Below are 26010 nucleotides of genomic sequence, written 5' to 3' on the forward strand. Positions count from 1 at the left end.
TTATCTGGCCCGATTTTGTGAACTGGGACAAGGCCATCGACGAAGAGGCCAGCATTTCCGCCGTGGCCTATGCCATGGGCCTGCGCGCCAAGATCGACGAGGAAACGGGCTGGCACAAGACGCTGTCCAACGTGGTCGTCAACGGCCCGACCGGCATCACCAAGGACGTGTTTTTCGATCTGCAAGACCCGGCCACCGATGCCGGCATGCTCAACGCCAAGGAAGTCACCACCCTGATTAACATGGGCGGTTACCGCTTCTGGGGTTCGCGCACCTGCGAGGCGCCGGGCGGCTTCTTCTATTTCGAAAGCTACACGCGCACGGCCCAGGTGCTGGCCGACACCATCGCCGAGGCGCATTTCGCCTTTGTCGATTTGCCCTTGCATCCGTCCCTGGTGCGCGACCTACTGGAAAGCATCAATGCCAAGTTCCGCGACCTGAAATTGCAGGGCTACATCATCGACGGCCACGCCTGGTATGACGAGCAATTCAACGACAAGGACACGCTCAAGGCGGGCAAGCTGGCCATCGACTACGACTACACGCCCGTGCCGCCGCTGGAAAACCTACGTTTCCAGCAGCGCATTACCGACCGCTACCTGGCCGACTTCGCCTCGCGCATCGCGGCATAACCATCATCAGCCCCCCCTGCCCGCGCCCGCGCGGGCGCAACTGAATAACGGAGAACACTATGGGCCTGCCCCGCAAACTGAAAAATTTCAACCTGTTCCAGAACGGCGTGTCCTTCCTGGGCATGGTGCCCGAAGTCACCTTGCCCAAGCTCAGCCGCAAGATGGAAGAGTACCGCGCCGGCGGCATGAGCGGCCCCGTGTCCGTGGACTTCGGCAATGAGGCGCTGTCGCTGGAATGGAGCGCCGGCGGATTGATCGCCGAAGCCCTGAAACAGTACGGCGCGCCCACGCACGGCGCCGTACAACTGCGCTTTGCCGGCGCCTACCAGGAAGACGACGAGGGCACCGTCGCCGCAGTCGAGGTCGTCGTGCGCGGCCGCTACAAGGAAATCGACATGGGCGGCGCCAAGATGGGCGACGACACCACCCACAAATACACAATGCCCTGCAGCTATTACAAGCTGATGATCGACGGAGCCACCGTCATCGAACTGGACTTCATGAGCGGCACCGAGAACTTTGGCGGCGGCGACACCAATGCCGCCATCCGCCAGGCCATCGGCCTGTAATCCGCTTTTTACTCACCACCACACCACAAGGAACACAGCATGAACAACGATACCCAAAACCAAGCCGTCATCGAACTGGACGAGCCGATCAAGCGCGGAGATACCTTCATCACCTCGCTGACCGTGCGCAAGCCCAAGGCGGGGGCCCTGCGCGGTATTTCCCTGATCGAGCTGGCCAACCTGAACGTGTCGGCCCTGCAGATCGTACTGCCGCGCATCACCGAACCGACCTTGACCACGCACGACGTCGCCAACATGGACCCGGCAGACCTGCTGGCCGTGGGCGCCGAGGTTGCCGGTTTTTTGGCGAGCAAAGCCGATCGCCTTTCGGTATCCCCGGCGAAGTAGAAGACGCCATGGCCGACATTGCCGGCGTCTTCCACTGGACGCCGGCAGCGATGGACGGCTTTACGATTGATGAACTGATGGCCTGGCGCGAACGCGCCCGGCAGCGAAGCGGAGCGGAATAGATGGCTGGTCGGGATTTGAGGTTACAGGTAGTGTTTGCAGCGCTGGACAAGATCACCGGCCCGCTGAAAAAAATCATGGGCGGTTCCAGCGACACAGCCAAGGCCTTGAAGGCGACCAGCGACCGCTTGCGCGAACTGAACACCCAGCAGAGAAACCTGGGGAAGTTCCGCGAACTGCATAGCGGTATTCGAACAACGGGGGTTGAGCTGAAAGAAGCTCAAAAGAAAGTAAAAGAGCTGGCCGCAAGCATAAAACAGACCGAGTCTCCTACACGCGCCATGACGCGTGATTTGAAGGCGGCGACGAAGGTCACGCAGGCATTGACGCTGAAAGGCCGAGAACAGAGCCAGCAATTCCGCGCCCTGCGCGCCAGCCTCAAGGAGGCCGGCATCGACACGCGCCAACTGGGCAAGGCCCAGGAGTGGCTTAAGAACAGTATTCAGTTGACCAACGTTGAGCTGGCGTCGCAACAAAAGCGCCTGGCCGCGTCAGCCGCCAAGCAGCAGCGCGTCACCAACGCCACCCAGCACGCCGACAAGCTGCGCAGCAAGGCGGGCAACATTGCCACGGCCGGCGCTGGCGCAACAGCGGCCGGCGCGGTCATGGCCATGCCCATCGCCAAGGGGCTGCACGAGGCGAAGCACTACCAGTTAGAGAAAGCCCGCGTGAATGCGCTGGGCCTGGGGCCGAAAACCAGCCAGCAGGCGATCCAGTTCGCCCAGAACATGAAGACCTACGGCACCAGCCAGAACGAAAACCTGGAACTGGTGCGCGACGCGATGTCGATCTTTGGCGACCTGCACCACGCGGAAATGGTCGCGCCCACCCTGGCCAAGATGAAGTTTGCCAACAAGGCATTCTTCGGCAAGGAATCTGGCGAAGAGAACGAACGCATCTTCATGGACTTGCTCAAAGTGATCGAGCAGCGCGGCGGCACGGCCAGTTCGGAGAAATTCCACGACCAGGCCAACATGATGCAAAAAGTCATCACGGCCACGGGCGGGCGTGTGGGACCGACAGAATGGCTGAACTTCATCAAGACAGGTGGCATCGCCGCCAAGATCATGGACGACAAGCAGTTCTATTACCAGATGGAACCGCTGGTGCAGGAAGTCGGCGGCCATCGCGCCGGCACGGCCCTGATGTCCGGCTATTCGAACCTGTACCAGGGGCGCACCACCAAGCGCGCCGTCAGCAACATGGAAAGATTGGGGCTGATTAAAGATCGTAGTCAGGTCAAGCACGACACGGTGGCGCAATCTGCCACCCTTGGCCCCGGTGCCCTGGTGGGTAGTGACATTTTCCGACGCAGCCAATTTGAATGGCTGGAGCAAGTGCTGTTGCCACAACTGGAAAAGAAAGGCATCACGGATCCCAAGCAAATTGAGGACACCATCGGCAGTTTGTTTTCAAACCGCACGGCCGGCAATCAGTTTCTGGACATGTTCCGCCAGCGCATCCAGATGCACAAGAACGCCAAGCTGAACGAAGGCGCGTATGACATCGAGCAGATTTACGACCTGGGCAAGCAGCAGGCCGGCGGCGCCGAACTGGAAGCGACGGCCAGGCTGGCCAACCTGAAACTGACCATGGGCGAAAAAATCCTGCCGCTGTACGCGCAGGGACTGGAAATGGCCATCAATGCCATTACACGCCTGAATGCCTTTATGGAACGCAACCCGACCGTGGCCAAGGTCATGATCGCCGGCTTTGCCGTGCTGGCGGGCCTGCTGCTGGTGCTCGGCCCGCTGATGCTGGGCATTGCCGCCCTGATCGGCCCGTATGCCATGCTGCACGTCATGTTCGCCAAGATGGGCGTGACGGGCGGCGTGCTCACGCCCATCTTGCGCGGCCTGGGCGGCGCCTTCATGTGGGCGGGCCGCGCCGTGCTGTGGCTGGGCCGTGTCTTCATGCTCAACCCGATTGGTCTGGCCGTGACGGCCATCGCCGGCGCCGCCTTCCTGATCTACAAATATTGGGAGCCGATCAAGGGTTTCTTTACCGGCGTATGGTCACACGTCAAAACAGCGTTTGCCGGCGGCATTGGCGGCGTCAGCGCCCTGATCGTCAACTGGTCGCCGCTGGGCATGTTCTATCGCGCCTTCGCGGGCGTGCTGGGCTGGTTCGGCATCGCGCTGCCGGCCAAGTTCACCGACTTCGGCGCCAGCATCCTGCAGCGCATCACCGCATCCTGGGCGCCTATCGCCTCGTTCTTCGCCGATATCTGGTCGCGCCTGCGCACCGTCTGCGCCGGCGGCATGGGCAGCATCACGGCCCTGATTATCAATTGGTCACCGGTCGGCGTGTTTTATCAGGCGTTCGCGGGCGTCATGAGCTGGTTCGGCATCGAGTTGCCGGCTAAATTTACTGAGTTCGGCATCAATATCGTGCAGGGACTGATCAACGGCATCAAGAGCATGGGCAGCGCGGCCTGGGATGCGATCAGGAATTTAGGTGGCGGCATTGTCGGACTGTTCGCCAAGAAAATCGACAGCCACAGCCCTAGCCGCGTCTTCGTCGAGTTTGGCGACAACATCACGCAAGGCCTGGCCATCGGCATCAACCAGGGACAGGACGGACCGTTGACGCAAGTGTCCAGCATGGCCAAGCGCCTCACGCAACTGGGCGCCGGTATTGCCATCGGCACGGCCACCGCTCTGCCCGCCAGCGCATTCGACACGCGCGCGCCGCTGGCACAAGGCGGGTTCGGCGCCGGCATGACCATTCAGGGCGACAAGATCGAAATCACCTTCCATGTGCAGGCTGGCACCGATCCCCAGGCCATCGCCCGCGCTGTGAGCGTGGCGCTCGATCAGCGCGACCGCGAAAAGGCAGCACGCATCCGCTCGTCCCTGCGCGACCACGATTAAGAAAGAACAGCACCATGATGATGATTTTAGGAATGTTCGTATTCAGCCTGCCAACGCTGGCCTATCACGAGCTGCAGCGGCAAACAGAATGGAAACATGCCAGCACGGCCCGCGTGGGCCTGCGCGATGCGCATCAATACGTGGGGCCAGGCGACGACACCATCACCCTGTCGGGCTGGGTCGCGCCGGAACTGACCGGCTCCCTCTATTCCCTCGATGCGCTGCGCATGATGGCCGATACGGGTAAATCGTGGATTCTGATCCAGGGCACGGGCCGAATTCTCGGCTCCTACCGCATCACCAGCATGACCGAGGGGCGCACCATCCTCGACGGCAGCGGCGGCGCGCGCCGCGTCGAGTTCACCATTGCGCTCAAGCGCGACGACGACGGTGTGCTGGCCATGGTCGGCCTGGGCGATATCGGCGACCTGAAAAACATGCTCAGCATCGACGGCATGACCAGCAGCATCGCCGGCGCGGCCAAGAATGCCGTGGGCAGCGTGGTAGGCAATGTCGTCGGCGGCATCACGTCCAAATACGGCGGCGTGGTCAACGAGATGAAAGACAAGATCGGCGGCAGCATCAGCGGCGCCATCGGCAGCGCGGCGGACAAGTTCAAATGAGCGAGCATATCCCCGCCTTCAAGGTCAGCATCGAGGACAAGGATTTGACGGCCATCGTCTCGCCGCGGCTGATTAATCTGACCCTGACGCTGTGCCGTGGCGACGAGAGCGACCAGCTCGATATTTCCCTGGACGACAGCGACGGCAAGCTGGCCCTGCCCCCGCGCGGCGCGCAGATCGCCCTGGCGCTGGGCTGGCAAGCCACCGGCCTGGTGGACATGGGCAAGTTCACCGTCGACGAGGTGGAGCACAGCGGCGCGCCCGACACTATCACCCTGCGCGCCAGGTCGGCCAACCTGATCGACACCTTCAAACAGCAGCAGGAACACAGCTTCCACAAGACCACCCTGGGTGCCATCATCGAGGCCATCGCCTTTCGCAATGAGCTGGCGTCCGGAGTGTCGGCGCGCCTGCGCGACACCGCCATCGAGCACATCGACCAGACGCATGAGAGCGATGCGGCCTTCCTGCGCCGGCTGGGCAGGAAATACGACGCGGTGGCCACCGTCAAGAACGACACCCTGCTCTTCATCCCCATCAACCAGAGCCGCACCGCCAGCGGCAAGGCGCTGCCCGTGATTCCCATCACGCGCGCCCTGGGCGACGGCCACCGCTACCACAGCGCCGAGAGCGATGCCTACACGGGCGTGCGCGCCTTCTGGCATGACGAGCGCTACGCGCGCCGCCGTAGCGTCGTGGCTGGCGTGCCCGGCAACAGCAAGCGCCTACGCACCACCTTCGCCAATGAAACGGACGCGCGCACGGCGGCCGTGGCCGAATGGCAGCGCATCCTGCGCGGCCTGGCCACCTTTGAAATGAGCCTGGCCCTGGGCAACCCGGCCGTGTTCCCGCAATCGCCCGTCACCGTGCAAGGCTTCAAGCCCGAGATCGACGCCACCGAATGGCTATCGGTCAAGGTCACGCACAGCCTGGGCGGCAACGGCTTTACCACGCGGGTGGAATTTGAAACGAAGACGGAAGCGGTCGAGGCTGAGCGCGAGGAAGAGAAAGACCCGGACGAAGGCATCACGGGTGTGGTGGCCAAGTGGAAGGACGTGGCGGCGAAGAAGAAAAAAACAGGCCAGGAAATGGCGGGGAGCAAGGCCAAGCTCAAGACGCTGGAGCACCTTTATAAAAGCAAGAGCGGCGCCAAGCGGGCGGCAAAAACCGCATGGAACCACATCAAGGAAGTGCGCGACATTATCAGGGAAAACAGCGAAGAACCGTGGAAGCCCGGAAATTCGGATAATGCCGAATACAGCGAGGTGTAACTATTTCTTCTCGCCAGTTTCGCATTTGTTGTGCATAAGCCAGTATGCGGTCCTTCCAGAAGCAACATACTTGCCACGACGTTTAGTAAACATTGGGGAACCCATAATCGGACAGATGGCCTTTACCACTTCCGATGGTTCACTGGTCGAAATGTAAATCAGCTCATCACCAGCCTGATACAAAGGTGGTTCTGCATCTTCTTTTCCGACCTTATCGATTCTGATAGACGAAATTTTCAGGCCAATTCGCTCGATTCTCTCCCCTACATTTTTGTAGGCGAAGTCTTTGTCAGTAACTGGAATCTGCGCAAGGATTTTTTGAATTTCGACTGGTGACGTTATTGTCTTTGCAGCAGCGAAAGCAAAGCATGGAAGCAACGCTAAGGTGATGATTGCGACTGTTTTTTTCATATGGAAGTGTGGGTGTTAAAAGTTCTGGTTATCTCAGCGCCGCCGGTAACTCTTGGCCCCGCTGTCGCTTAGACAATACTGCCCGCCGCGTGGCCCCGTGCAGTAATTCCCACTGCGGCAGGTACAGCCATCAGAACCAGCAATCGGCAGCTTGGGAGGTGGGGCATTAGCGGAGCATATTTTCTTCGACGCGCTGATCGAACCATCATTGCATACGAAAGTGGCGCCATCGCAGTGAGAAATGCCACCCTTGCGACCAGAGCATGGGGTATTTGCCGCTAACAATGGCGCACTGACCAGCAGAAGTACGGTAATGGCCAGTTTTCGGACGAGCGAAAATCTCATGTCTTCTTTTCTAGGGGGCTGCGCGAAATTCCATTCAGACCATGGTATACGCATTCGTCTCTCGATTCGCCCACCATGTTTGAACATATGCGGTGCCAAACCGAGCCGGAAAAATCACTTCCATCGACTACTCGCCTCCGCTGGGTCATCTCAACAGAAATTATGCAGAGCAAACAAGCAGCAATTACAATAAGCATAAGAAGATCAATCATTTGCAGACTATTTTTCCTTTTTTCGTCCGCTGCCGGCCACATTAAAAGTCTGCGGCCCAATGATATTACCCACGAAATTTTGCCCAATCTTGCCATGGGTTTCAACGTGTGGGGCATTCCCTACTTCGGATGCTGGGGGCGTTGGCGAGCGCATTCCGCTAATCATCCCGAGTACGCCTGCTTTCCCGCGAACGTCCATACTTCGATAGCCAGTCAACAGTTCATGCTCGTCCGCCGGCAACGCTGACAGCGCATGTTCTCCTGTCAGCAAATACAACACATCTACTCCAGCCGCAGCAACCGCCGCCAAATAGTCAGAATCTGGCGTACGGGAGCCGTTTTCATAGTTGAACTGGGCCCCCTTTTTTACCCCACCAAGGGCAGCAAACTCGTCCTGATTGAGGCCGAGGCGCTTTCGTTCTTCCTTGAGACGATCAAAAAAATACTTCATTTGAATACAAATACCTTTCCAAATCACTCAAATGAGTGATATATTTACGCCATTCCGTAGCGATTACAGATCATAACATTATGAATAATTTGTCAAAAGTCAGACGCATTGCCAAAGGCGTCACCTCCCAGCCGCTTGGCGTTCGTCTGGCCCCCAACGAGGTAAAGGAAATCGAAACTCTTGCCGCAGCTCAACAGCGGTCACGCGCATGGCTCTTGCGCCTCTTGATCCTGCGCGGCCTAGCCGACTACAAGCGTGAAATCGCATCCAAACCCACCCACTAAGGACAACGTCATGTACCCCGATGCAAAACGTATCCGCAGCCACCGCGTCATGCTGCGCCTGGACGATTACGAGCACCAGCTTGTTTCCTCGATCGCCAATTACCAGGGCGAAGAGCTTGCGGTGCTGGTGCGCCAGATCGTGATGCGTGAAGCCTTGGCCGTGATTGCCTTGGATGACGCCACCATCGACAGCGTACAGCGTCGCAGCGTTTAAACCGAGTCACTTTTGAGCAACTCTAAAGTTACAGAAAATGCCAGACCATCAAATTAACCTCAATGACGAAGAGCGCGCGGTGCTGGAACTCGTGCGCCAGCGCCAGGGGCTGGCAAGTATCGATCAGGCGGCCGAATGGCTCGTCAAATCGCGCTTACGCAAGCAGTCAAAAAACATGACGGGTCGCGGTCGCGCCCTATACCAAGTGGAAAGAAAGCTGAAATGAGAGTCATCGGCCTGCCCTGCCCGCATTGCGAATACACCGTCCGCGCCGTCAAAAGCCGCACGATGTCCGCCATGTTCAAGGAAATCACCTACATGTGCCAGAACCCCGACTGCGGGCACTCCTTCGTGGCAGGCCTGGAAGTACTGCGCACCCTCTCGCTGTCCGCCATGCCCAAGCCGGATATCCGCATCCCAATGTCCCAGCATGCGCGCACGGCGGCCACCAGCCAGCTAGCCCTGGACTTGACTGCGGGCTGCTGATGACTATCTCGATCCTCGCGCCGCCGTAGCCCGGCCGCGGTACCCCCCCCTCTTTTGCTGTGCCCTGCAGCGCTCTCTTTTGAGCGTGCGGGATTCGTTCAACCAAAAATAAGGAAAACCGATGGAAAACACGATATACGCCGCCAGTCAGGCCGACTATTCCACGGCGCCGGGCGCGCCCCGCCCAGCCATGCAAAAGTGCCTCGTGCCGGTGGCGCCGACCTGCTTCCTGCTGCAAGCCTGCACTGGCGCCGACATGGAGGCACTGTCCGCTTATATCCGCGAGATTGCCAAGACCTACCACGCCTATGGCGCGGCCAATATCACCTTCATCGTCCGCGATGCGGCGGCACTGGAGCGTGACGGATTTTTCGCGCCAGCCAAGCAACGCGCCCTGGTCGGCAAGCTGCCCATCGAGTTGAACTACATTTTCGCCAATGAAGCGGGTTCCCGGCACTGCTGCGGCGCATCGCACACGCTCCCGTACTGGGCAGAGCAATTTCTCAAGCCAGGGGCACGCTGATGCTGCGCCTGGCCAAAACCTGCGGCATCTGGCTGCTGTCGCTCCTGATCGTCATTGCCCCCGGCGTGCTGCGGGCCATTGGCTTCATCAAGGACTGAACCATGCCGGCGTCCCTTATCGACAATCACCTGTCCTTCCAGCCTGCCGCCGAGATTCTGGCCGCACGCGACAAGGACATGCCGACGCCACCAGGCGCCGGGCATGCGCTGGCCGCCATCGCCGAAGCCAAGGCCCAGCTACGCAGCATCAAGCCGCGCAACTTGGCGCCCTTCATGGCCCAGGCCTGGGGATTGTCGCCGCGTGGCGCGCGCCGCTCCGTGCTGATCGCCGCCGGCCTGGACGCCGACCGCTGGGAATCGCCCATCCACTCATTTACCGAGGAAGAGCGCATCGAACTACGCGCCGCCACCTCTGCCGCTATCCGTGTGTACGAAAGACTGTTGAATGCAATCTAAACAAATCCTGCTGCCTGCCCCGCAACGCCACGAAGCCTTCTTGCGCTCGGCGCAGTTTGCGCCCGAGCTGGCACGCATTCCTTACAAGTGGCGCAACCGCGTCATCACGGCCGCCATGGCAAAAATGGCCTGGTCGTCCTGGTACAAAGTCTATGAGTCCGTCGCCACCAGCTTTGTGCGCGAGTTCGCCGAGCAATATGTGCCGGCCGGCGTCGACCTGTCGCAGAGCGATGCCGACATCGTAGCCACCGCCGAACGCGCGGCCGCCGGCGTGACCAAAATGCTGTGGATGGCCGTGTCCGACACGCACGCCCTGCAGATCATGGAAGACGAATGCGCCTCGTATGGCATCGAGCTGCCCGAGTTCGACACGATGACCGACACCATCGCCCGTCTGGTGGATGCCCGCTGGTGGCGCCGCCAGTTGCGCAAACGCGTCAAGCGCGCCTTCGAAGCCGGCAATATCCGCCTAGGCTACGTGAACTATCGCGGCGAACCCTACGCCAGCAACGACGCCGTGCTGTCGCGCCTAGCGCAGAACCGCCGCAACGCGGCAGCGCTGGCCGCCACGCTGGTACAAAACGAGAATGGCCAGCAATTCAGTATCGCCGAGCTGGCCGAGAAAACGACTGCGAATAAAGCCATCCGGCGCGGTGAGCTGATGTTGCGCATCAACGGCTTTGAACAGATCGCCCGCGAGTGCGGCGACCAGGGCATTTTCGTCACCTGGACGTGCCCATCACGCTTTCACGCCGTGCAGCACAGCGGCAAGCCAAATCCAAAATACGACAACTCGACGCCACGCGAGGCCAACGCCTACCTTGGCAAGATGACAGCCCTGTGCCGCTCCGCACTGGCGCGCCGTGGCATTGGCCTGTACGGCTTTCGCATCGCCGAGCCGCACCACGACGGCTGCCCGCATTGGCATCTGCTGCTGTTCGTGCGCCCCACCGCGAAATACAAGACGGCCCACCTGCAGGACGTGGCCGGCCGCGCCATCCGCATCATGAAGCGCTACGCCTGGCGCGTGGACCGTGGCGAACCGGGCGCCTTCGCGCGCCGCCTGGACGTGAAACGCATTGATTGGGCCAAGGGCAGCGCCGCCGGCTACATCGCCAAGTACGTGGCCAAAAACATCGATGGCGTGGCCGACCACAAGACCAAGGAAGGCTACGTCGTCACAGCCGACACCGAAGGCGATGTCGAGCTGACGCCATCGGCGCGCGTCGAGTCCTGGGCCGCGTGCTGGGGCATCCGCCAATTCCAGCAATGGGGCGGCGCCCCCGTCACCGTGTGGCGCGAACTGCGCCGCATCGAGGAAAGCATGCTCAACGAAGCGCCGGCCGCCATGCGCCGTGCCTGGGACGCCGTGCAAAAGATCGACGGCGAAAAGCGCGCCTGCTGGGCCGAATACCTGCGCGCCCAAGGCGGCGCCCTGGTGCCGCGCAAGGAACTGGTCGTCACCCTGGCCAAGGACGAAAAAACCGTCATCGGCCGCTACGGCGAAACGCTGCGCACCACGCCCTACGGCGTGCGCTGCAGCGACCTCATAGGCGTGGTCTTCAAGTCCGTGCGCCATACGTGGACGCCGGTACAGGCCACAGGCGGGCGCGGGGTGGCAGTTGGGGTTGCCGTTCCTCGGACTCGTGTAAATAACTGTACGCACCCCGACCGCCCTGCCCCGGCCGCGTCGCCGGCGGCGCCCGTGCCTGACCTGCCCGACGAGGCAAGAACAGCCGTCATTGCCGCCTGGGCGGCCGTCAACGCCTGCCCGTGGCCCCGGCTGATCGTCCCCGTCACCCCACCCCATGAAGGAAATGGCACATGAGCACATTTGCCGTGATCGTTCGCACGCAAACCGAACGCTTTGAATATGCCGCGATTGCCGCTTCCAGCGGCGACGTGATCCAGGCCGCCATCGACCGCTTCGGCGTGTGCGGCGTTACCGCCAAACTGAAAGGAAAACCGCAATGCTGACCACCCCGACCAATTCGCCGCGGCAAATCGCCCTGGGCGACCGCGTGACATTCGATACCGATGAAGGCTACCAGGCCGGCACCGTCAATGACCTGCGCCGTGACGTGGGCAATGGCGAGCTACATGCGTGGGTGGAGCTGGACCACCAGTGGCCCGGCATGTTCCGTGCGGTGCCGCTGGCCGCGCTGGTATCTATCAAGCCAGCTCAAACTGAACGCCAGCATCAGGCCTCCCTCGCCGGCGCCGAATCCATGCAGATCATCAAAGGCAGCGCATGCGGCAAAACCAGCATGGCGCACCAGCTCCACGAATGCAGCACCTGTGCGACTGCGTGAGGCCAATACGATGAATACCTACAGCACAAGATTTCTCGCGACCTGTCCGAACAATGGCGAACACATCTTATATGACCTGGTAATCGACTCCACGGCTGTCATCATGGTCGAGCATATCGTCACCGCGACCAGAATGATCCGGACCGGTTATCACGAAACTATCGCCGACGCTCTACACAAACAGTTCGGCGGTCACCAAGTCTTGATGGCGCATCACCACGGCGTCGATATCAAGACCATTCGGGGTGGTGCATGACGCAGCACTACCATGGCACGCCCATCACGCCGCGCAAGGTTTTGGCTCAGCTCAGGGGGCGTTCGTTCTGCATATCATTCGCTCGACCGGATGACGTGGAGTGGTGCCACGAAAACGGGCAAAGCAACATGCTCGACAATTCGGCATTTTCCATCTGGACGGAAAACATGAAGCGCAAGGCCCGTGGAGAAGCGATTGTCGAGATGGGCGGTGCTTTCTGGCAGGGGTTCTACGCCTGGGCCGAACGATGGCTGACCTACAAAACCACCTGGGCAGTTATCCCGGACGCGATCATGGGCGACGTCAGCGCTAACGACGCCCTCATTGCGCAGTGGCCGCATGGCCAGCGCGGTGCACCTGTTTGGCACATGCATGAGCCAGTGGATCGCCTCAAGCGCTTGTGTGACGAGTGGGAGCGTGTCTGCATAGGTTCGTCAGCACAGTTCCGTGTAGTTGGTGCCCAAAACTGGCATCACCGCATGACAGAAGCGATGAACGCGATATGCCAAACCGGTCGTGTGCCGACCTGGCTCCACATGCTGCGCGGAATGAATGCTGCACGTTGGGGCTATCCATTCGCCAGCGTAGACAGCACCGACATTGCCCGCAACCACAACCGGAAAAACAATCCGCGCGAGATGGCCGAGATATGGGATGGCATTCAATGTTCGCCGTTTTGGGATCGCAAGTACGTGCAGGCCGACTTGCTGTGTGCTGCATAGGACGTTCAAAGCGAAAGAGAAAATGGACCAATACCAAGAATTCTGCCGGCTGCGCGACTACCGCAAGCCAGGCGCAGAAGTACCGCAGTACACGGAGGCCGAAGCGTTCGCCTTGGCCACGAACAAATGCCAAGCATGCAGCCCGGCCACAAAGAAAGCGGCATCCAATGAATAATCTTTTTGACAATTCTATCCAGTCCGAAACCCTGACTGCGGAAGAGCTGGAAACCATTTCAGGCTGCTGCCGGAAAGTGGATCAGATCAAATGGCTGCAGCAAAACGGCTGGACCTTCATCAAGAACCGCGCCGGCGCGCCCATCATCGGGCGCCTGTACGCCCGGCTGCGCTTGAGCGGCATCAATCCCGCCAGCCTGGTGAGTACGCCGGCTTGGGCGCCGGACCTGTCCAAAGTACGTTAACAGAAAGAAAACAATGCGACCTAAGAGCACTGGGTACAAACTGCCGCCGCGCATGCTGCGGCGCGTGCGCAAGCTGAAATCGGGCGAAACATGGACCGGCTATTACTACAATGGCCGGGACGACGCCGGGAACCGGAAGGAATACCCACTGGGTACGGATCTGGTCGAAGCCAAGCGCCTGTGGGCGGAATATGAGTGCAAACCAGTCCCGACCGACGCCACGCTCATGGAATACGTGTTTGCGCAGTACGTCCGTGACATCCTGCCGGGCAAGGCGCCAAGCACGCAACGCGAGAACTCCAGCTCGTTGAGCCAGCTGCGCCCGGTCTTCGACAGCGCGCCCATCGACGCCATCACGCCGCAGGACATTGCCCGCTACCGCGACGCGCGCAGCGCCAAGGTGCGCGCCAACCGCGAAATCGCGTTACTGTCACATGTGTTCAATATGGCAAGGGAATGGGGTTACACCAAGCGCGAGAACCCATGCCGGGGAGTGCGAAAAAATAAGGAGGTGCCGCGCGACTTCTATGCCGACAAGGCCGTATGGGATGCAGTACGGAACGCAGGCTGTGAAGAACTGCAGGACGCCATGGACCTGAACTACCTGACCGGCCAGCGGCCTGCGGACGTGCTCAAGATGCGCGACGGCGATTTGAAGGATGGGGCGCTGCAGGTGCGCCAGGGCAAGAGCAACAAGCTGCTGCGCATCGTGCTCGAGCACGACGGCGTCAAGTCCGAGCTGGCCAAGGTCATCGAGCGCATCCATGCGCGCCCGCACCGGCCGCGCACCACCTTCATCGTCGCGCTGCCAAATGGTTGCCAGGTCAAGAAGTGGCATTTGCGCCTGCGCTTCGATGGCGCCCGGAAAGCTGCAGCGGAACTGGCGCTAAAAGCTGGCGACGAGGAGCTGGCCAACCGCATCAAGGCCTTCCAGTTCCGCGATATCCGGGCGCGCTCCGCCAGCGACATTGCCGACCTGGGCGCCGCCAGCTCCCTGCTGGGGCATAGTGAAAAAGTCATCACGGAAAAGGTCTATCGGCGCATTGGCCAGGCTGTCCGCCCTACCCGCTAGCGGCGAGTTGCGGAAACCGTTTCCGCAAATTAGCGCTAAGTTGAAACTGAAGTTTTACATCAGGGATTTTGCAGGCGACAGCACAAAAAAAATAAGCCCTTGATAATCAAGGGCTTATTTTCATATTTCTGGCGGAAGCGGTGAGATTCGAACTCACGAACAGTGTAACCCGTCGCTAGTTTTCAAGACTAGTGCCTTCAACCACTCGGCCACGCTTCCAGATGGCAGCATTATACATAAAGGTCGGTGGCTTACCAATGGCTAGCACCGTTTGCCTGACAGGAAAGAGCGGGCACGCCTGCCTTATACGCCCCAGTTTTCCCGCAGCGCCCGCTCGAACTCCACCGCCGGCAAGGGGCGCGAGAACAGGTAGCCCTGCACTTCGTCGCAGCCTGAGCTCTTCAGGAAGGCCAGTTGCTCGGCCGTTTCCACGCCTTCCGCGATCACTTTATGGTGCAGCTGCTGGGCGATGCTGATGATGGTGCTGGCGATGGCGCAGTCGCTGGCGTCGGTGGGGATGCCGGTGGTGAACGACCGGTCGATCTTTAACGTATCGATGGGGAAGCGTTTCAGATAGGACAGGCTTGAGTAACCGGTGCCGAAGTCGTCCAGCGACAGGGCCACGCCCAAGGCCGTGATGCGGTCCATGATGCCAATGACCCTCTCGATGTTGTGCATCAGGGTGCTTTCCGTGATTTCCAGTTCCAGCCAGGCCGCTTCCAGGCCGTAGCGGGCCAGGGTCGCCGCCACTCTGGCGGGCAAGGCTGCCGTGAATTCGCGGGCGGAGACGTTGACGGCCAGGCGGATCGGCGGCAGGCCGGCCAGTTTCCACGCTTGCGCCTGGGCGCAGGCCGCTTCCAGCACCCATTCGCCCACTTGCACCACCAGGCCAGTCGATTCGGCCAATGGGATGAACTCGGCGGGCGGAATCATGCCGTGCTGCGGGTGGTGCCAGCGCACCAGCGCTTCGGCGCCGATGATGCGGCCGCTGCCCAGGGCGTATTTCGGCTGGTAGTGCAGCAGCAGTTGCTGTTCCGACAGTGCCTGGCGCAAGCCTGTTTCGAGGCGCATGCGCGCCTGCATGCCCAGGTTCATGTCCTGGCTGTAGAAAGCCACGCTTTCCGCTTCACCGCCGCTGTCCTGCTTGGCGCGGTACATGGCGATGTCGGCCAGGCGCAGCAGGGTTTCCGCGTCCTGCGCGTCTTGCGGATAGACGCTGATGCCGATGCTGGCGCCCACGCGCAAGTCGTGGCCTTCGATCAGGAACGGCTCCACCAGCGAGGCCAGCAGCTTTTGCGCCACCATGCTCGCTTCGAAATGCTGGCCAATGTCGAACAGGCCGACGGCGAACTCGTCGCCGCCCAGGCGCGCCACCAGGTCCTGGTCGCGCAATACCTGGCGGAAACGCAGGGAGACTTGCCGCAGCAGTTCGTCGCCGATGCGCCGGCCCAGGGTGTCGTTGATCAGTTTAAAGCGGTTCAGGTCGATGAACAGCACGCAGCCGAGCATCTTGCTGCGCTGCGCCACGCTCAGGGCCTGGTCGACCAGCTTGGCCAGCAAGGTGCGGTTGGGCAGGCTTGTCAGCGGGTCGTAATAGGCCAGGTGGTGCAGCCGCTCTTCGGCCAGCTTGCGTTCCGTGATGTCCGTCAGGTAGGCGATGAGTCCGATCGGCTTGTCGTCCAGGTCTTGCAGCGGCGACAGGGACAAGCTGGCCCAGAAGATCTCGCCCGACTTCTTTCGGCGGCGCACCTCCATCAGGCGCCCTCCCTGCTCCAGGAAGGCATCGTGGAAACCCGTGTCTTCATCGTCGTACAGGAACAAGATGTTGCGCCCCACGGCTTCCACGGAGGTGTAGCCGAACAGGCGCTCGGCACCCTTGTTCCAGCTCGTGATGTAGCCCGTCAAGTCCATCGTCAGCACGGATTCGTGCAACTGGTCGAGGATTTGCGTCTGCTGCGCCAGCAAGGCTTCGACTTGCGCGTAGGCATGAGTCGAGCGTTGCGCCAGCGAATGCACTTGCAGGACGCCGGCCGTCAACGATGCCAGGCTGGCCAGGTGGCGGCGGTCGGCGTCGTTATACAGCGGACGGCCGGCCACGCTGTAATGGCCGAAACAGTGGCCGTCGAAACTGACTTCCTGCAGCAAGGCGGGCGTATCGCGGGGAAACGGTGCGGCCGGCGCGGTGGCGTCCGTGCTGGCCGCGGGCAGGAACTGGCCATGCGGGCTGGCCATCACGGTGCTGGCGATACGGCCCAGCTCGGCGACCAGCGCGGGGCCGCGCAAACGCACGACGGCGTCGCACAGGGCGGCGCTGTCACCGAGGAAATCCGACACCGGAAACAGGGTCATGCTAGAGGTTCCGGCTGACCTGGATGGCCCATTGGTAAGCCTGCAGCAGGCTGCGCCAATAGGTTTCTCCATCGATGCCGGCGCGGCGCAAACCGTCCGGCGGCGGCGTGGCGCTTTCGACCAGCGCCAGCAAGGTGCCCAGCTCGCCATTGCGTTCCAGCAAGGCGGTGCTGACTTCGGGCGCCAGGTTCAGGGTGGCGATGATCTCTTGCATCGGCATGCCCAGCAGGACGTCGAGCAGCGAAAACACGCCCGCCATGAAGGCCAGGTCTTGCGCGTCGCGGTCGCCGCCGCGCAGCTGGCACAGCGCTTCCATCTGCGCCGCGCGCACGGCCGCCAGCGGCAGCAGCGCGTGAATCTTGCCATCGTCCTGTTGCCGCGCATACAGCAGCAGTTGCAGCCAGCGCTGCAGCTGGCGCCGGCCCAGCAGGGTGATGGCCTGGCTGAAGCTGGTAATCGGCGCCGTGAAACCGAAGGCGGCTGAATTGACCAGTTTCAATAAATGATAGCTGAGGGCCGGGTCTTGCTTGAGCGGCACTTCCAGCTCGTGCGCGTCGGCATCGCGGGCCAGCAGGCCCAGCAGCGACATCAGCCGGCGCCGCGACGTGGCGTCTTCCGGCTCGCCTTGCTGGCGCGCGTGCTGCAAGGCGTAATCGCCGGCAAACCAGCTGACACCGAGTTCTTGCAATGAGGCAATCTGCCCCCCATCGGCGATGTTGTAGGCCAGGTGCGGCCCCGGCAAGGGCAGCAGCTGATGCAGGGCCGGGTGTGCGCCTGCCGCGTCAAAGCTCAGCGCGCGCGCGTCGACTTGCGCCGCCGCCACGGGACCGGCATCGGCGCCATCGAGAAGGATGCGGTAGCCGGCGTCGCGCCATTGCCGGCATTTTTTCTGGAGTTGCTTGTCGCCGGCAAGCTGGGCCGGCAAACGGAAGATGGTGCGTTGCGGCGACAGTTGCGCCAGCACGGCCTCGTCCACGCCATGCGGGTCGGCCAGGGGAATGATGCAATCGAGCGGCGCCAGGAAGGCATACGCATCGGCAGCGGCCAGCGCCGCCAGCAGCGGCGCCGTCAAGGCCTGCGGACTATGCAAGGTGACAGCGACCCACTCGTTATGAGCATTGGCCACTGCTTGTAATCCCACCAACGGAAACAGGTTTGATTCAGACGCTGACATCGGTATCTCAGTGTGGGTAGGGCGCCATAGTAAATAAACTGACCAGCATTGGCAACCCTGGCCCGACAGGGGATGCCCTCGACAGCGAGAATCATTCTATCCGAATCTCACCCACGAAACAGTTTAATTTTGGCAATAGATGTTCAAAAAGAACATTCCCCCGCGAGACCCGCCTGCCATGCGGGTGCGACAAAAACCCGGCACTGCGCACGCTTGCTCAGGCGCTGCCGCCATGTGCGTGCTCGACCGCGTATTTGATCAATTCAGCCTGCCCTTCGATGCCGAGCTTGCGCTTGATGTTCAGCCGGTGCGTCTCCACCGTGCGCACGCTCAGGTCGAGCGCGCGGGCGATCTGCTTGTTCGACTGGCCTCCCGCGATGTGCTGCAACACTTGCTGCTCGCGCGTGGTGAGGAAAGAATCGTGGACTTGCGGCCGAGACAGTTGCCGCGCCAGTGCGGCGCTGTAATAAATGCCGCCGGACATCACGGTCTCGATGGCAAACACAATATCTTTCCCAGGGGCATCTTTAAGCACATAGCCGCGCGCGCCGGCGGCGATGGCTTGCGACACATATTCGAGCTTGTCGTGCATGGACAGGATCAGCACGGCGATCTGCGGAAACGCCTGCTTGAACAGCGCCGTTGCTTCAATCCCGTTCGTGCCGCGCATATTGATATCCATCAGCACGAGGTCCACCTGGTGCGCGCGCGCCTGATTCAACGCTTCGTCGGCGCCGCCCGCCTCGGCCACGACGTCAAAATGCGCCACCGCTTCCAGGCGCGCACGCAAGCCGTCGCGCACGAGGGGGTGGTCGTCCACCAGCAGGATGTTGATCTTCTCGGTCATGGTTCTCTATTTTAATGTGGAGGAAAGCTCGAGCCGCGCCAGCACCACGGTGCCGGCAGGGGACGAGGTGATGTGCAGGCTGCCGCCGATGGCTTCCATGCGTTCCGTCATGTTGCGCAGGCCGATGCCGCGCTGCGGATGCAGGGCGATGCCGTCGAAATCGAAGCCGCCGCCATTATCCTGGATGCGCAATTCCACGGCCTTGCCCGCCTCGCGCAGACTCACTTCCACGCCGCGGGCGTGGGCATGGCGCTCGCAATTGGTCAGCGCTTCCTGTGCGATGCGGAACAGCACGGTATTGACCATATCGGGCAAGCCCTCGCCCGCCGCCGCGGGGCTGGCCGTGAAACTGGCTTGCGCGCTGCTGCTGTCGTTGAATTCATGCACGAGGTGGTCGAGCGCGGCGGCCAGGCCCAGGTCATCCAGAATGGCCGGGCGCAGATTGTGCGAAATGCGCCGCACCTCGCCCAGCACCTTGTTCAGCTGCTCGGCGGCCCGCTCGAACGTGGCGGGCGCCTTGTCTTTCTGTTCCGCATTACCGCCCAGGCGCGCGATGCCCGCCTCGATCTGCAGCTTGATCGACACGAGCCACTGGCTGATGCCGTCATGCAGGTCGCGCGATAGCCGCGCCCGCTCTTCCTCCTGCGATTCGACCACGCGCTGCGCCAGCACTTTCAGCTTGGCGTCGGCCACGCGCAATTCGCGCAGGTTCAGCACGAGGCCGCAGGCGGCCACCAGCAGGGAACCGAGGATGGCGATGGCGGCGATCAGCTCCATGGTCGAGCGGATATTGCGCGACTGCTGGGCATCGACCTTGGCCAGCGCCTGGTCCACGTCATCCATATAAATGCCGGTACCCATCATCCAGCCCCATTCCGGCATCAGGATCACATAGCCGAGCTTGGGCGCGGACTTGTTCGTCGACGGCTTGATCCAGTTGTAGCGTTCGAAACCGCCGCCGCTCTTGGCCCGCTGCATCAGGCGCTGGATGGTCAGATTGCCTTCGGCGTCGCGCAATTGCCACAGGTTCTGCCCCACCAGTTCGGGCTGGCGCGGATGCATCAGCGACTTGCCCTGCAAATCATAGATGAAGAAATAGCCGTCGTCGCCATAGCTGAGGGCGGACAGGATGCGCTTGGCTTCCTCTTGCGTGGCGTCATCCTTGCGCCCCGACTGGTACAGCGAGGCGATGGAATGGCTGGCCAGGGTCACGTAATGCTTGAGCTCGGCTTCCTTGCTGGCCAGATACGCTTGCTGGATGGTGGCGCGCTGCTGCTCGGCCAGGGTAATCGCCTGATGCCGCACGGCAAACGCGATGGCGCACAGGGCGAGGATGAGCGGCGTGATGGCCAGGAAGATGACTTTCTGTCTGAGTTTCATGGCCTTGCGCGCTCGGGCGGCGTCGATGCTGGTGGGAATGCGTGATTTTACGTCGCGGCGCGGCGATCGGTCTGCGTAGTAATACTGAGCGTTACTGCGTAGTGCTGCGCTTGCGGCAATTATACGATTCCTGAATACTCGCCATAAGCTGCAGATACCACGAATTCACACCCAAACTGGCGACGACCAGGCTCGGCAGCACACATCATCGCACGGCACAGCGCCCGTCATATCTCTGGAGGAAGCATGAACCGCATTTTCAAACAGCTCGGCTGGGCAGCGCTTGCGCTGGCAGGCGCCGGGTCCCTGGGCGTCGTCGCCCTGCAACGCGGCGAATCGATCAGCGCGATCTGGATCGTCATCGCCGCCGTCTGCGTCTATCTGATCGCCTACCGTTTCTACAGCCTGTTCATCGCCGACAAGGTGCTGGGCCTGGACTCGCGTCGCATGACGCCGGCCTTCAAGCACAACGATGGCCTCGACCACGTGCCGACCAACAAATATGTGCTGTTCGGCCACCATTTCGCGGCGATCGCCGGCGCCGGTCCCCTCGTCGGCCCCGTGCTGGCCGCGCAGATGGGCTATCTGCCCGGCATGCTGTGGATTTTGGCTGGCGTCGTGTTCGCCGGTGCCGTGCAGGATTTCATCGTGCTGTTCATTTCCATGCGCCGCGACGGCCGCTCGCTGGGCGACCTGATCAAGGCTGAACTGGGCGAGATTCCCGGCATGATCGCCTTGCTCGGCTGCTTCATGATCATGGTCATCATCCTGGCCGTGCTGGCATTGATCGTCGTCAAGGCGCTGACTGGCTCCCCATGGGGCAGCTTCACCGTGATGGCGACGATCCCCATCGCCCTGTTCATGGGCGTGTATTCGCGCTTTATCCGCGTCGGCCGCATCGGCGAAATTTCCATCATCGGCTTCGTCTTGCTGATGCTGGCCATCATCGGCGGCCAGTACGTGCAGGAACACGCGGTATTGGGCCCGATGTTCACGTTCACAGGCACGGAACTGACGTGGATGCTGATCGGCTACGGCTTCATCGCCTCGGTCCTGCCCGTGTGGCTGCTGCTGGCGCCGCGCGACTACCTGTCGACCTTCCTCAAAATCGGCACCATCCTGGGCTTGGCCATCGGCATCATCGTCGTCGCGCCTTACCTGAAAATGCCGGCCATGACCAAGTTCATCGACGGCTCCGGCCCCGTCTGGTCGGGCAATCTGTTCCCCTTCCTGTTCATCACCATCGCTTGCGGCGCCGTCTCCGGCTTCCACGCGCTGATTTCCTCGGGCACCACGCCGAAGATGATTGAAAACGAAAGCCATGCCCGCTTCATCGGCTATGGCGCTATGCTGATGGAATCGTTCGTCGCCATCATGGCCCTGGTGGCCGCCTCGACCATCGAACCAGGCATCTATTTCGCCATGAACAGCCCGGCCGCCCTGATCGGCACCACGGCAGAGTCCGCCGCACAGGCGATCTCGCAGTGGGGCTTCTATGTGACGCCGGAAATGTTGACGCAGACGGCCAAGGACGTGGGCGAGCACAGCATCATCTCGCGCGCCGGCGGCGCACCAACCCTGGCCGTCGGCATGGCGCAGATTCTCTCCGGCGCCATCGGCGGCAAGGCCATGATGGCCTTCTGGTACCACTTCGCCATCCTGTTCGAAGCACTGTTCATCCTGACGGCAGTCGATGCGGGCACGCGTGCCGGCCGCTTCATGCTGCAAGACTTGCTGGGCAGCTTCGTGCCAGCCTTGAAACAGACGGAAAACGTCATCGCCAACCTGCTGGCCACGGGCCTGTGCGTGGCGGCCTGGGGCTACTTCCTGTACCAGGGCGTCGTCGATCCATTGGGCGGCATCAACACCCTGTGGCCGCTGTTCGGCATCGCCAACCAGATGCTGGCTGCGATTGCGCTGATCCTCGGCACCTGCGTGCTGTTCAAGATGAAACGCGGACAGTATGCGTGGGTCACCATCACGCCGACCATCTGGCTGCTGCTGTGCACCCTGACGGCAGGCTGGCAAAAGATTTTCGACGCCAACCCGCGCGTCGGCTTCCTCGCGCATGCCAAGAAATACTCGGCGGCACTCGATGAAGGCACCCTGCTGGCGCCGGCCAAGTCCGTGGCGCAGATGCAGCAGATCATCTTCAACGATTACCTGGACGCGGGCCTGGCCGCCTTCTTCGTGGTGGTCGTCGTCAGCGTGCTGTTCTTCGGCATCCGCACCATCCTGAAGGCGCGCGCCGACAGCAAGCCTAGCACCAAGGAAACGCCGTTCCAGGCCTTGCCGACGGTGCAATGATGATCGACGAAATCATCAAGGCTGGACGGTATCTGGGGCAAAGCATGCGGCTCATGTGCGGCTTGCCCGAGTACGACACCTATGTGGCGCACCGGGAAGTCACCCATCCCGGCGAGCCGATGATGACGTATGAAGAGTTCTTCCGCGAACGGCAGGAAGCCCGCTACGGTGGGGCCGGTAAGCGTGGTGGTTGTTGTTAGCGGACACCGGACCAAACCTGCTACGCGTCGGTATAGGCGGCCTGCGATGCTCACCGTACTAAAGTACGGTTGCGCTTCTCGGCCACCTCTCCCTTCCGCTCGCTACGGCTGGATCAGGTGTTGTAGCTCAGCAATAATTTGAGGGCGGTCTTGCAGGACCGCCCTATTTGTTTCATCTCGTATAAGTTTCCCTCCCCTCTCCTTCCTTAGACCCACATCAATATCGTGGTGTGTCTTCGCGTCTATATTTTTCCAATAGGAAATTAAAAAACAGTCAACAGACCGACCGGAGAAGCGCCGCAACCATGTTCAATTTCCAACGCTCCAGCATCAGTCAGAAGCTGACCATGATTTCGGTACTGTCGTCGGGCTGCGCGCTGCTGCTGGTGTTCGTGGCGTTTGCGCTGACATCCGTGCTCAGCCACAAGGACGATGAAGGCAAGCAGCTGCTGTCCCTGGCGGGCGTGATCGGTGCGGCCAGCGCGGCGCCCTTGCTGGCAGGAAAATCGGCGCAGCCGCAGGCGGAACAGGTGCTGGCCGCGCTGGCCGCGCGCGACGAGGTCGCCCAGGCGGCGCTGTTCGACCGGGGCGGGCGCCTGTTCGCCCTGTACCGCGCGCCGCAGCATGCCGATGGCCTGGCCTCGCCGGAAGACCTGGAACCGGCCCTGCTGGCCGACATGGCCGTGCAACCCGTCACGCAAGGCACGGGCACGCCCCTGGCGCCCGCCATGCGCCTGTACCGTCCCGTCTACCGGCCAGGCCAGCCGCAACAGCTGATCGGCGCCGTGCTGATCGAGGCCGACCTGAACCACATGTGGCGCGACATCGGCCGCCACGTGGGCGCCATCGGCGGCGCCACCGTGCTGTCCTTCCTGATCGCCGTATTCCTCGCGCGGCGCTTCAAAAGCGTGATCGCCGAACCGATCACCAAGCTGATCGACACGGCGCAGAAAGTGTCGAGCAGCCAGACCTACAGCCACCGCATCGCGCACCAGCGCAGCGACGAGCTGGGCGTGCTGATCGACAGTTTCAACGACATGCTGGCGCAGATCGACAGCCGCGACAGCACCCTGGCCAATTACCGCGACCAGCTCGAGCGCCAGGTGGGCGTGCGCACGGCGCAGCTGGAAAAGGCCAAGGATGCGGCCGAGGCGGCCAGCCAGGCGAAAAGCGCATTTCTTGCCACCATGAGCCATGAAATCCGCACGCCCATGAATGGCGTGCTGGGCATGACGGAGCTGCTGCTGGCCAGCCCTTTGAGCCCGCAGCAGCGCCACTACACGAGCATGGTGCAGCGCTCGGGGCAAAATTTGCTGGTGATCATCAACGACATCCTCGACTTTTCCAAGATCGAGGCAGGCAAGCTGAGCGTGGAATACATCCGCTTCAATTTCCGCGAATTGCTCGACGACATAGAACACGTGTTCGCGCCGCAGGCGCAAGCGAAAAACATCAGCCTGGAATTCGACATCGCGTTTGACATCCCCATCGCCATCTGCGGCGACCCGAACCGTTTGCGCCAGATCATCGTCAATCTGCTGGGCAACGCCATCAAGTTCACGGAAACGGGCAAGGTCACCGTGAAAGTGACCGTCTGCAGCGAAGACGCGCCCAGCGTGGGCTTGCGTTTCGAGGTGCACGACACGGGCATCGGCGTATCGAGCGAGGCGCAGACGCGCATCTTCGAATCGTTCTCGCAGGCGGACGGATCGACCACGCGCAAGCACGGCGGCACGGGCCTGGGACTGACGATCTCGAAACAGCTGGTGGAACTGATGGGCGGCACTATCGGCGTTGATAATGCTTTAACGCAAGGATCGATCTTCTGGTTCGAAGTAAATTTCGATAAGCGGCGAGTCGACAGCGACGACCCGTCCTTCAACCTGAAAACCACGCGAGGATTACGCGCCTTGATCGTCGACCACACACCGGCCACGCGCGCCGTGCTGGAGCGGCAACTGGCCAGCTGGCACATCATCAGCGACAGCGCCGGCACGGCCAGCGACTGCCTGGCCAAGCTGCACGCGGCCGCGCAGGCGGGCACGCCGTATGGCGTGGCGCTGCTCGACATGGAATTGCCGCGCACCAGCGGCCTGGCCCTGGCCGCCACCATCAAGAGCGACCCGCTGCTGGCCGACCTCAAACTGCTGCTGCTGAGCACGGAACAGGCGGCGGCCGACCCCGTGCAGCGGCGCGAGGCGGGCGTGGCCTTCCAGCTGATCAAGCCGGCCCGCGAATGCGACCTGTTCGACTGCATCGTCACGCCGCCGCGCGCCAGCGAGGGCATGCGCATCCATCCGCCGCACGCGGCGAGGCAAGTGGGCCGGCGCCAGCGCCGCCGCGTGCTGTTGGCCGAGGACAATCCCGTCAACGTGGAAGTGGCGCTGGCCATGCTCGACAGCCTGGGCCTGGACGTGGTCTGCGCGCGCAACGGCGAACAGGCCATGCAAGCGGCGCAGGCCGAGGAATTCGATCTGATCCTGATGGATTGCCAGATGCCCGTGATGGATGGCTTTGCCGCCACGGCGGAAATCCGCCGCCACGAACAGCAGTGCGGCCACGCCCGCGTGCTGCCCATCGTCGCCATCACGGCCAATGCACTGCAGGGCGACCGCGAAGCGTGCCTGGCGGCCGGCATGGACGATTACCTGAGCAAGCCGTTCACGCAGCAGGACCTGGGCCACACGATCGCCCGCTGGATCACCCTGCCGCGCGCGGCCACCGTGCACCACAGCGAAGTGCCGGAGCTGCAAACGCCCCCAGCGGTGCAGCCCCCCGCTCCCGAGACCGCGCCCGCCGGCCAGCCGCTGAACCGGCAAGCGCTGGAAAACATCCGCGCCCTGTCCGGCACGGATGGCGATGCGCTGCTCGAGCGGGTCATCCTCGCCTTTACCAGCGAGACGCCGCGCCAGTTGAGCGCCATGCGCGCAGCGATTGCCGGCGCCGATGCGGAAGCGCTGCGCAAGGTGGCGCACAGCCTCAAATCGGGCAGCGCCAACGTGGGCGCCGACGGCCTGGCGCAGCTGTGCAAGGAGATGGAAAAACTGGGCCGCGCCGGCGGCACCGACGGCGCGGCTGCCCTGCTGCAGCAGATGCAGCAAGCCTTCCTGACCGTACGCGAATCGCTGAACGCCATCCTCGTGAAGGAACACTGA

30 protein-coding genes and 1 tRNA gene are annotated in these 26010 nt (G+C 61.8%); 23 read left to right on the plus strand and 8 right to left on the minus strand.

What is annotated here, in order from left to right:
• The 7 genes from MRBLMS1_RS08880 to MRBLMS1_RS08910 form a co-directional block, all read left to right on the plus strand.
• Positions 1-632 (plus strand): phage tail sheath C-terminal domain-containing protein (locus tag MRBLMS1_RS08880; RefSeq protein WP_485879031.1); only part of this gene is annotated, 632 nt, incomplete at its 5' end.
• 59 nt (positions 633-691) lie between these two features.
• A complete protein-coding gene (locus MRBLMS1_RS08885; RefSeq protein WP_485879032.1) occupies positions 692-1201 on the plus strand; it encodes a phage major tail tube protein in 510 nt (169 codons plus the stop codon).
• A gap of 39 nt (positions 1202-1240) precedes the next feature.
• Positions 1241-1549, plus strand: a complete 309-nt coding sequence (locus tag MRBLMS1_RS08890; RefSeq protein WP_485879034.1) for a phage tail assembly protein — start codon at positions 1241-1243, stop codon at positions 1547-1549.
• 8 nt (positions 1550-1557) lie between these two features.
• On the plus strand, positions 1558-1671 hold the full coding sequence (locus MRBLMS1_RS08895; protein WP_071650284.1) for a GpE family phage tail protein: 114 nt from the start codon (positions 1558-1560) through the stop codon (positions 1669-1671).
• Between the two features lie 30 nt (positions 1672-1701).
• Positions 1702-4542: a phage tail tape measure protein gene (locus MRBLMS1_RS08900; protein WP_485879036.1), complete on the plus strand. Its 2841-nt coding sequence runs from the start codon at positions 1702-1704 to the stop codon at positions 4540-4542.
• Between the two features lie 14 nt (positions 4543-4556).
• Complete coding sequence (locus MRBLMS1_RS08905) at positions 4557-5165, plus strand: phage tail protein (RefSeq protein ID WP_485879037.1); 609 nt, start codon at positions 4557-4559, stop codon at positions 5163-5165.
• Positions 5162-6436 (plus strand): phage late control D family protein, encoded by a 1275-nt coding sequence (locus tag MRBLMS1_RS08910; protein WP_485879039.1) that lies wholly within the window; start codon positions 5162-5164, stop codon positions 6434-6436. Before MRBLMS1_RS08905 ends, MRBLMS1_RS08910 begins: the two co-directional genes overlap by 4 nt.
• On the opposite strand, the gene MRBLMS1_RS08915 is transcribed toward MRBLMS1_RS08910, so the two are convergent.
• The 3 genes from MRBLMS1_RS08915 to MRBLMS1_RS08925 form a co-directional block, all read right to left on the minus strand.
• Positions 6437-6847 (minus strand): hypothetical protein, encoded by a 411-nt coding sequence (locus MRBLMS1_RS08915; protein ID WP_485879041.1) that lies wholly within the window; start codon positions 6845-6847, stop codon positions 6437-6439.
• Positions 6848-6880: 33 nt separating this feature from the next.
• The gene (locus tag MRBLMS1_RS08920; RefSeq protein ID WP_485879043.1) at positions 6881-7192 is read right to left on the minus strand and encodes a YdcA family protein; all 312 of its coding nucleotides are present in this window, start codon (positions 7190-7192) and stop codon (positions 6881-6883) included.
• Between the two features lie 219 nt (positions 7193-7411).
• On the minus strand, positions 7412-7855 hold the full coding sequence (locus MRBLMS1_RS08925) for a helix-turn-helix domain-containing protein (protein WP_485879045.1): 444 nt from the start codon (positions 7853-7855) through the stop codon (positions 7412-7414).
• An 80-nt stretch (positions 7856-7935) separates the two neighbouring features.
• Between MRBLMS1_RS08925 and MRBLMS1_RS08930 the strand changes: the two genes are divergently transcribed.
• From MRBLMS1_RS08930 to MRBLMS1_RS08990, 13 genes are all read left to right on the plus strand, one after another.
• On the plus strand, positions 7936-8139 hold the full coding sequence (locus tag MRBLMS1_RS08930; RefSeq protein ID WP_485879046.1) for a ribbon-helix-helix protein, CopG family: 204 nt from the start codon (positions 7936-7938) through the stop codon (positions 8137-8139).
• Between the two features lie 10 nt (positions 8140-8149).
• A complete protein-coding gene (locus tag MRBLMS1_RS08935) occupies positions 8150-8353 on the plus strand; it encodes a hypothetical protein (RefSeq protein WP_035820909.1) in 204 nt (67 codons plus the stop codon).
• Between the two features lie 37 nt (positions 8354-8390).
• Positions 8391-8579 (plus strand): hypothetical protein, encoded by a 189-nt coding sequence (locus MRBLMS1_RS08940; protein ID WP_035820911.1) that lies wholly within the window; start codon positions 8391-8393, stop codon positions 8577-8579.
• On the plus strand, positions 8576-8839 hold the full coding sequence (locus tag MRBLMS1_RS08945; RefSeq protein ID WP_071079002.1) for an Ogr/Delta-like zinc finger protein: 264 nt from the start codon (positions 8576-8578) through the stop codon (positions 8837-8839). Before MRBLMS1_RS08940 ends, MRBLMS1_RS08945 begins: the two co-directional genes overlap by 4 nt.
• 121 nt (positions 8840-8960) lie before the next feature.
• Positions 8961-9362 carry a hypothetical protein gene (locus tag MRBLMS1_RS08950; protein WP_485879049.1) on the plus strand — a complete coding sequence of 134 codons (402 nt, stop codon included), beginning with the start codon at positions 8961-8963 and terminating at the stop codon, positions 9360-9362.
• Positions 9363-9463: 101 nt separating this feature from the next.
• The gene (locus MRBLMS1_RS08955) at positions 9464-9817 is read left to right on the plus strand and encodes a hypothetical protein (RefSeq protein ID WP_035820917.1); all 354 of its coding nucleotides are present in this window, start codon (positions 9464-9466) and stop codon (positions 9815-9817) included.
• Positions 9807-11645 carry a replication endonuclease gene (locus MRBLMS1_RS08960; protein ID WP_485879051.1) on the plus strand — a complete coding sequence of 613 codons (1839 nt, stop codon included), beginning with the start codon at positions 9807-9809 and terminating at the stop codon, positions 11643-11645. The genes MRBLMS1_RS08955 and MRBLMS1_RS08960 overlap by 11 nt, the downstream gene beginning before the upstream one ends.
• Complete coding sequence (locus tag MRBLMS1_RS08965) at positions 11642-11794, plus strand: hypothetical protein (protein WP_485879053.1); 153 nt, start codon at positions 11642-11644, stop codon at positions 11792-11794. The genes MRBLMS1_RS08960 and MRBLMS1_RS08965 overlap by 4 nt, the downstream gene beginning before the upstream one ends.
• Positions 11788-12129: a hypothetical protein gene (locus MRBLMS1_RS08970; protein WP_485879055.1), complete on the plus strand. Its 342-nt coding sequence runs from the start codon at positions 11788-11790 to the stop codon at positions 12127-12129. The genes MRBLMS1_RS08965 and MRBLMS1_RS08970 overlap by 7 nt, the downstream gene beginning before the upstream one ends.
• Before the next feature lie 10 nt (positions 12130-12139).
• Entirely contained in the window at positions 12140-12385 is a 246-nt protein-coding gene (locus tag MRBLMS1_RS08975) for a hypothetical protein (protein ID WP_485879056.1), read from the plus strand.
• Positions 12382-13107 (plus strand): hypothetical protein, encoded by a 726-nt coding sequence (locus MRBLMS1_RS08980; RefSeq protein ID WP_485879058.1) that lies wholly within the window; start codon positions 12382-12384, stop codon positions 13105-13107. Before MRBLMS1_RS08975 ends, MRBLMS1_RS08980 begins: the two co-directional genes overlap by 4 nt.
• 167 nt (positions 13108-13274) lie before the next feature.
• The gene (locus MRBLMS1_RS08985) at positions 13275-13526 is read left to right on the plus strand and encodes a DUF4224 domain-containing protein (protein WP_046682344.1); all 252 of its coding nucleotides are present in this window, start codon (positions 13275-13277) and stop codon (positions 13524-13526) included.
• A 13-nt stretch (positions 13527-13539) separates the two neighbouring features.
• Positions 13540-14598 carry a tyrosine-type recombinase/integrase gene (locus MRBLMS1_RS08990; protein ID WP_485879061.1) on the plus strand — a complete coding sequence of 353 codons (1059 nt, stop codon included), beginning with the start codon at positions 13540-13542 and terminating at the stop codon, positions 14596-14598.
• Between the two features lie 129 nt (positions 14599-14727).
• Here MRBLMS1_RS08990 and MRBLMS1_RS08995 read toward each other — a convergent pair.
• The 5 genes from MRBLMS1_RS08995 to MRBLMS1_RS09015 form a co-directional block, all read right to left on the minus strand.
• Positions 14728-14817: transfer RNA gene (locus MRBLMS1_RS08995), tRNA-Ser, on the minus strand.
• 84 nt (positions 14818-14901) lie between these two features.
• Positions 14902-16947: a putative bifunctional diguanylate cyclase/phosphodiesterase gene (locus MRBLMS1_RS09000; protein ID WP_485879062.1), complete on the minus strand. Its 2046-nt coding sequence runs from the start codon at positions 16945-16947 to the stop codon at positions 14902-14904.
• Position 16948: 1 nt separating this feature from the next.
• Complete coding sequence (locus MRBLMS1_RS09005; RefSeq protein WP_485879064.1) at positions 16949-18073, minus strand: EAL and HDOD domain-containing protein; 1125 nt, start codon at positions 18071-18073, stop codon at positions 16949-16951.
• 265 nt (positions 18074-18338) lie between these two features.
• Entirely contained in the window at positions 18339-18968 is a 630-nt protein-coding gene (locus MRBLMS1_RS09010) for a response regulator transcription factor (protein WP_128140062.1), read from the minus strand.
• A gap of 6 nt (positions 18969-18974) precedes the next feature.
• On the minus strand, positions 18975-20348 hold the full coding sequence (locus MRBLMS1_RS09015) for a cache domain-containing protein (protein WP_128140063.1): 1374 nt from the start codon (positions 20346-20348) through the stop codon (positions 18975-18977).
• Positions 20349-20594: 246 nt separating this feature from the next.
• On the opposite strand from MRBLMS1_RS09015, the gene MRBLMS1_RS09020 reads away from it, so the two are divergent.
• The 3 genes from MRBLMS1_RS09020 to MRBLMS1_RS09030 all read left to right on the plus strand — a co-directional run bounded on the left by MRBLMS1_RS09020 (position 20595) and on the right by MRBLMS1_RS09030 (position 26010).
• Positions 20595-22655, plus strand: a complete 2061-nt coding sequence (locus MRBLMS1_RS09020) for a carbon starvation CstA family protein (RefSeq protein WP_034759102.1) — start codon at positions 20595-20597, stop codon at positions 22653-22655.
• Positions 22655-22855: a YbdD/YjiX family protein gene (locus MRBLMS1_RS09025; RefSeq protein WP_010396213.1), complete on the plus strand. Its 201-nt coding sequence runs from the start codon at positions 22655-22657 to the stop codon at positions 22853-22855. The genes MRBLMS1_RS09020 and MRBLMS1_RS09025 overlap by 1 nt, the downstream gene beginning before the upstream one ends.
• A gap of 305 nt (positions 22856-23160) precedes the next feature.
• Positions 23161-26010, plus strand: coding sequence for a hybrid sensor histidine kinase/response regulator (locus MRBLMS1_RS09030; protein ID WP_485879067.1), 2850 nt, complete (start codon positions 23161-23163; stop codon positions 26008-26010).

This window comes from Massilia sp. LMS1-1-1.1, assembly GCF_040815535.1.
In the GTDB taxonomy this organism is placed as follows: Bacteria; Pseudomonadota; Gammaproteobacteria; order Burkholderiales; family Burkholderiaceae_D; genus Janthinobacterium; species Janthinobacterium aestuarii.

Bases quoted from the DNA above. Each gene is read 5' to 3' on its own strand.
- MRBLMS1_RS09020 (WP_034759102.1), top strand. From the start codon at position 20,595: ATGAACCGCATTTTCAAACAGCTCGGCTGGGCAGCGCTTGCGCTGGCA.
- MRBLMS1_RS08920 (WP_485879043.1), bottom strand. From the start codon at position 7,192: ATGAGATTTTCGCTCGTCCGAAAACTGGCCATTACCGTACTTCTGCTG.
- MRBLMS1_RS08915 (WP_485879041.1), bottom strand. From the start codon at position 6,847: ATGAAAAAAACAGTCGCAATCATCACCTTAGCGTTGCTTCCATGCTTT.
- MRBLMS1_RS09025 (WP_010396213.1), top strand. From the start codon at position 22,655: ATGATCGACGAAATCATCAAGGCTGGACGGTATCTGGGGCAAAGCATG.
- MRBLMS1_RS08925 (WP_485879045.1), bottom strand. From the start codon at position 7,855: ATGAAGTATTTTTTTGATCGTCTCAAGGAAGAACGAAAGCGCCTCGGC.
- MRBLMS1_RS08910 (WP_485879039.1), top strand. From the start codon at position 5,162: ATGAGCGAGCATATCCCCGCCTTCAAGGTCAGCATCGAGGACAAGGAT.
- MRBLMS1_RS08940 (WP_035820911.1), top strand. From the start codon at position 8,391: ATGCCAGACCATCAAATTAACCTCAATGACGAAGAGCGCGCGGTGCTG.
- MRBLMS1_RS08895 (WP_071650284.1), top strand. From the start codon at position 1,558: ATGGCCGACATTGCCGGCGTCTTCCACTGGACGCCGGCAGCGATGGAC.
- MRBLMS1_RS09030 (WP_485879067.1), top strand. From the start codon at position 23,161: ATGTTCAATTTCCAACGCTCCAGCATCAGTCAGAAGCTGACCATGATT.
- MRBLMS1_RS08965 (WP_485879053.1), top strand. From the start codon at position 11,642: ATGAGCACATTTGCCGTGATCGTTCGCACGCAAACCGAACGCTTTGAA.
- MRBLMS1_RS09000 (WP_485879062.1), bottom strand. From the start codon at position 16,947: ATGACCCTGTTTCCGGTGTCGGATTTCCTCGGTGACAGCGCCGCCCTG.
- MRBLMS1_RS09015 (WP_128140063.1), bottom strand. From the start codon at position 20,348: ATGAAACTCAGACAGAAAGTCATCTTCCTGGCCATCACGCCGCTCATC.
- MRBLMS1_RS08905 (WP_485879037.1), top strand. From the start codon at position 4,557: ATGATGATGATTTTAGGAATGTTCGTATTCAGCCTGCCAACGCTGGCC.
- MRBLMS1_RS08950 (WP_485879049.1), top strand. From the start codon at position 8,961: ATGGAAAACACGATATACGCCGCCAGTCAGGCCGACTATTCCACGGCG.
- MRBLMS1_RS08935 (WP_035820909.1), top strand. From the start codon at position 8,150: ATGTACCCCGATGCAAAACGTATCCGCAGCCACCGCGTCATGCTGCGC.
- MRBLMS1_RS08975 (WP_485879056.1), top strand. From the start codon at position 12,140: ATGAATACCTACAGCACAAGATTTCTCGCGACCTGTCCGAACAATGGC.
- MRBLMS1_RS08960 (WP_485879051.1), top strand. From the start codon at position 9,807: ATGCAATCTAAACAAATCCTGCTGCCTGCCCCGCAACGCCACGAAGCC.
- MRBLMS1_RS08985 (WP_046682344.1), top strand. From the start codon at position 13,275: ATGAATAATCTTTTTGACAATTCTATCCAGTCCGAAACCCTGACTGCG.
- MRBLMS1_RS08970 (WP_485879055.1), top strand. From the start codon at position 11,788: ATGCTGACCACCCCGACCAATTCGCCGCGGCAAATCGCCCTGGGCGAC.
- MRBLMS1_RS08885 (WP_485879032.1), top strand. From the start codon at position 692: ATGGGCCTGCCCCGCAAACTGAAAAATTTCAACCTGTTCCAGAACGGC.
- MRBLMS1_RS08930 (WP_485879046.1), top strand. From the start codon at position 7,936: ATGAATAATTTGTCAAAAGTCAGACGCATTGCCAAAGGCGTCACCTCC.
- MRBLMS1_RS09010 (WP_128140062.1), bottom strand. From the start codon at position 18,968: ATGACCGAGAAGATCAACATCCTGCTGGTGGACGACCACCCCCTCGTG.
- MRBLMS1_RS08980 (WP_485879058.1), top strand. From the start codon at position 12,382: ATGACGCAGCACTACCATGGCACGCCCATCACGCCGCGCAAGGTTTTG.
- MRBLMS1_RS08955 (WP_035820917.1), top strand. From the start codon at position 9,464: ATGCCGGCGTCCCTTATCGACAATCACCTGTCCTTCCAGCCTGCCGCC.
- MRBLMS1_RS08990 (WP_485879061.1), top strand. From the start codon at position 13,540: ATGCGACCTAAGAGCACTGGGTACAAACTGCCGCCGCGCATGCTGCGG.
- MRBLMS1_RS08890 (WP_485879034.1), top strand. From the start codon at position 1,241: ATGAACAACGATACCCAAAACCAAGCCGTCATCGAACTGGACGAGCCG.
- MRBLMS1_RS08945 (WP_071079002.1), top strand. From the start codon at position 8,576: ATGAGAGTCATCGGCCTGCCCTGCCCGCATTGCGAATACACCGTCCGC.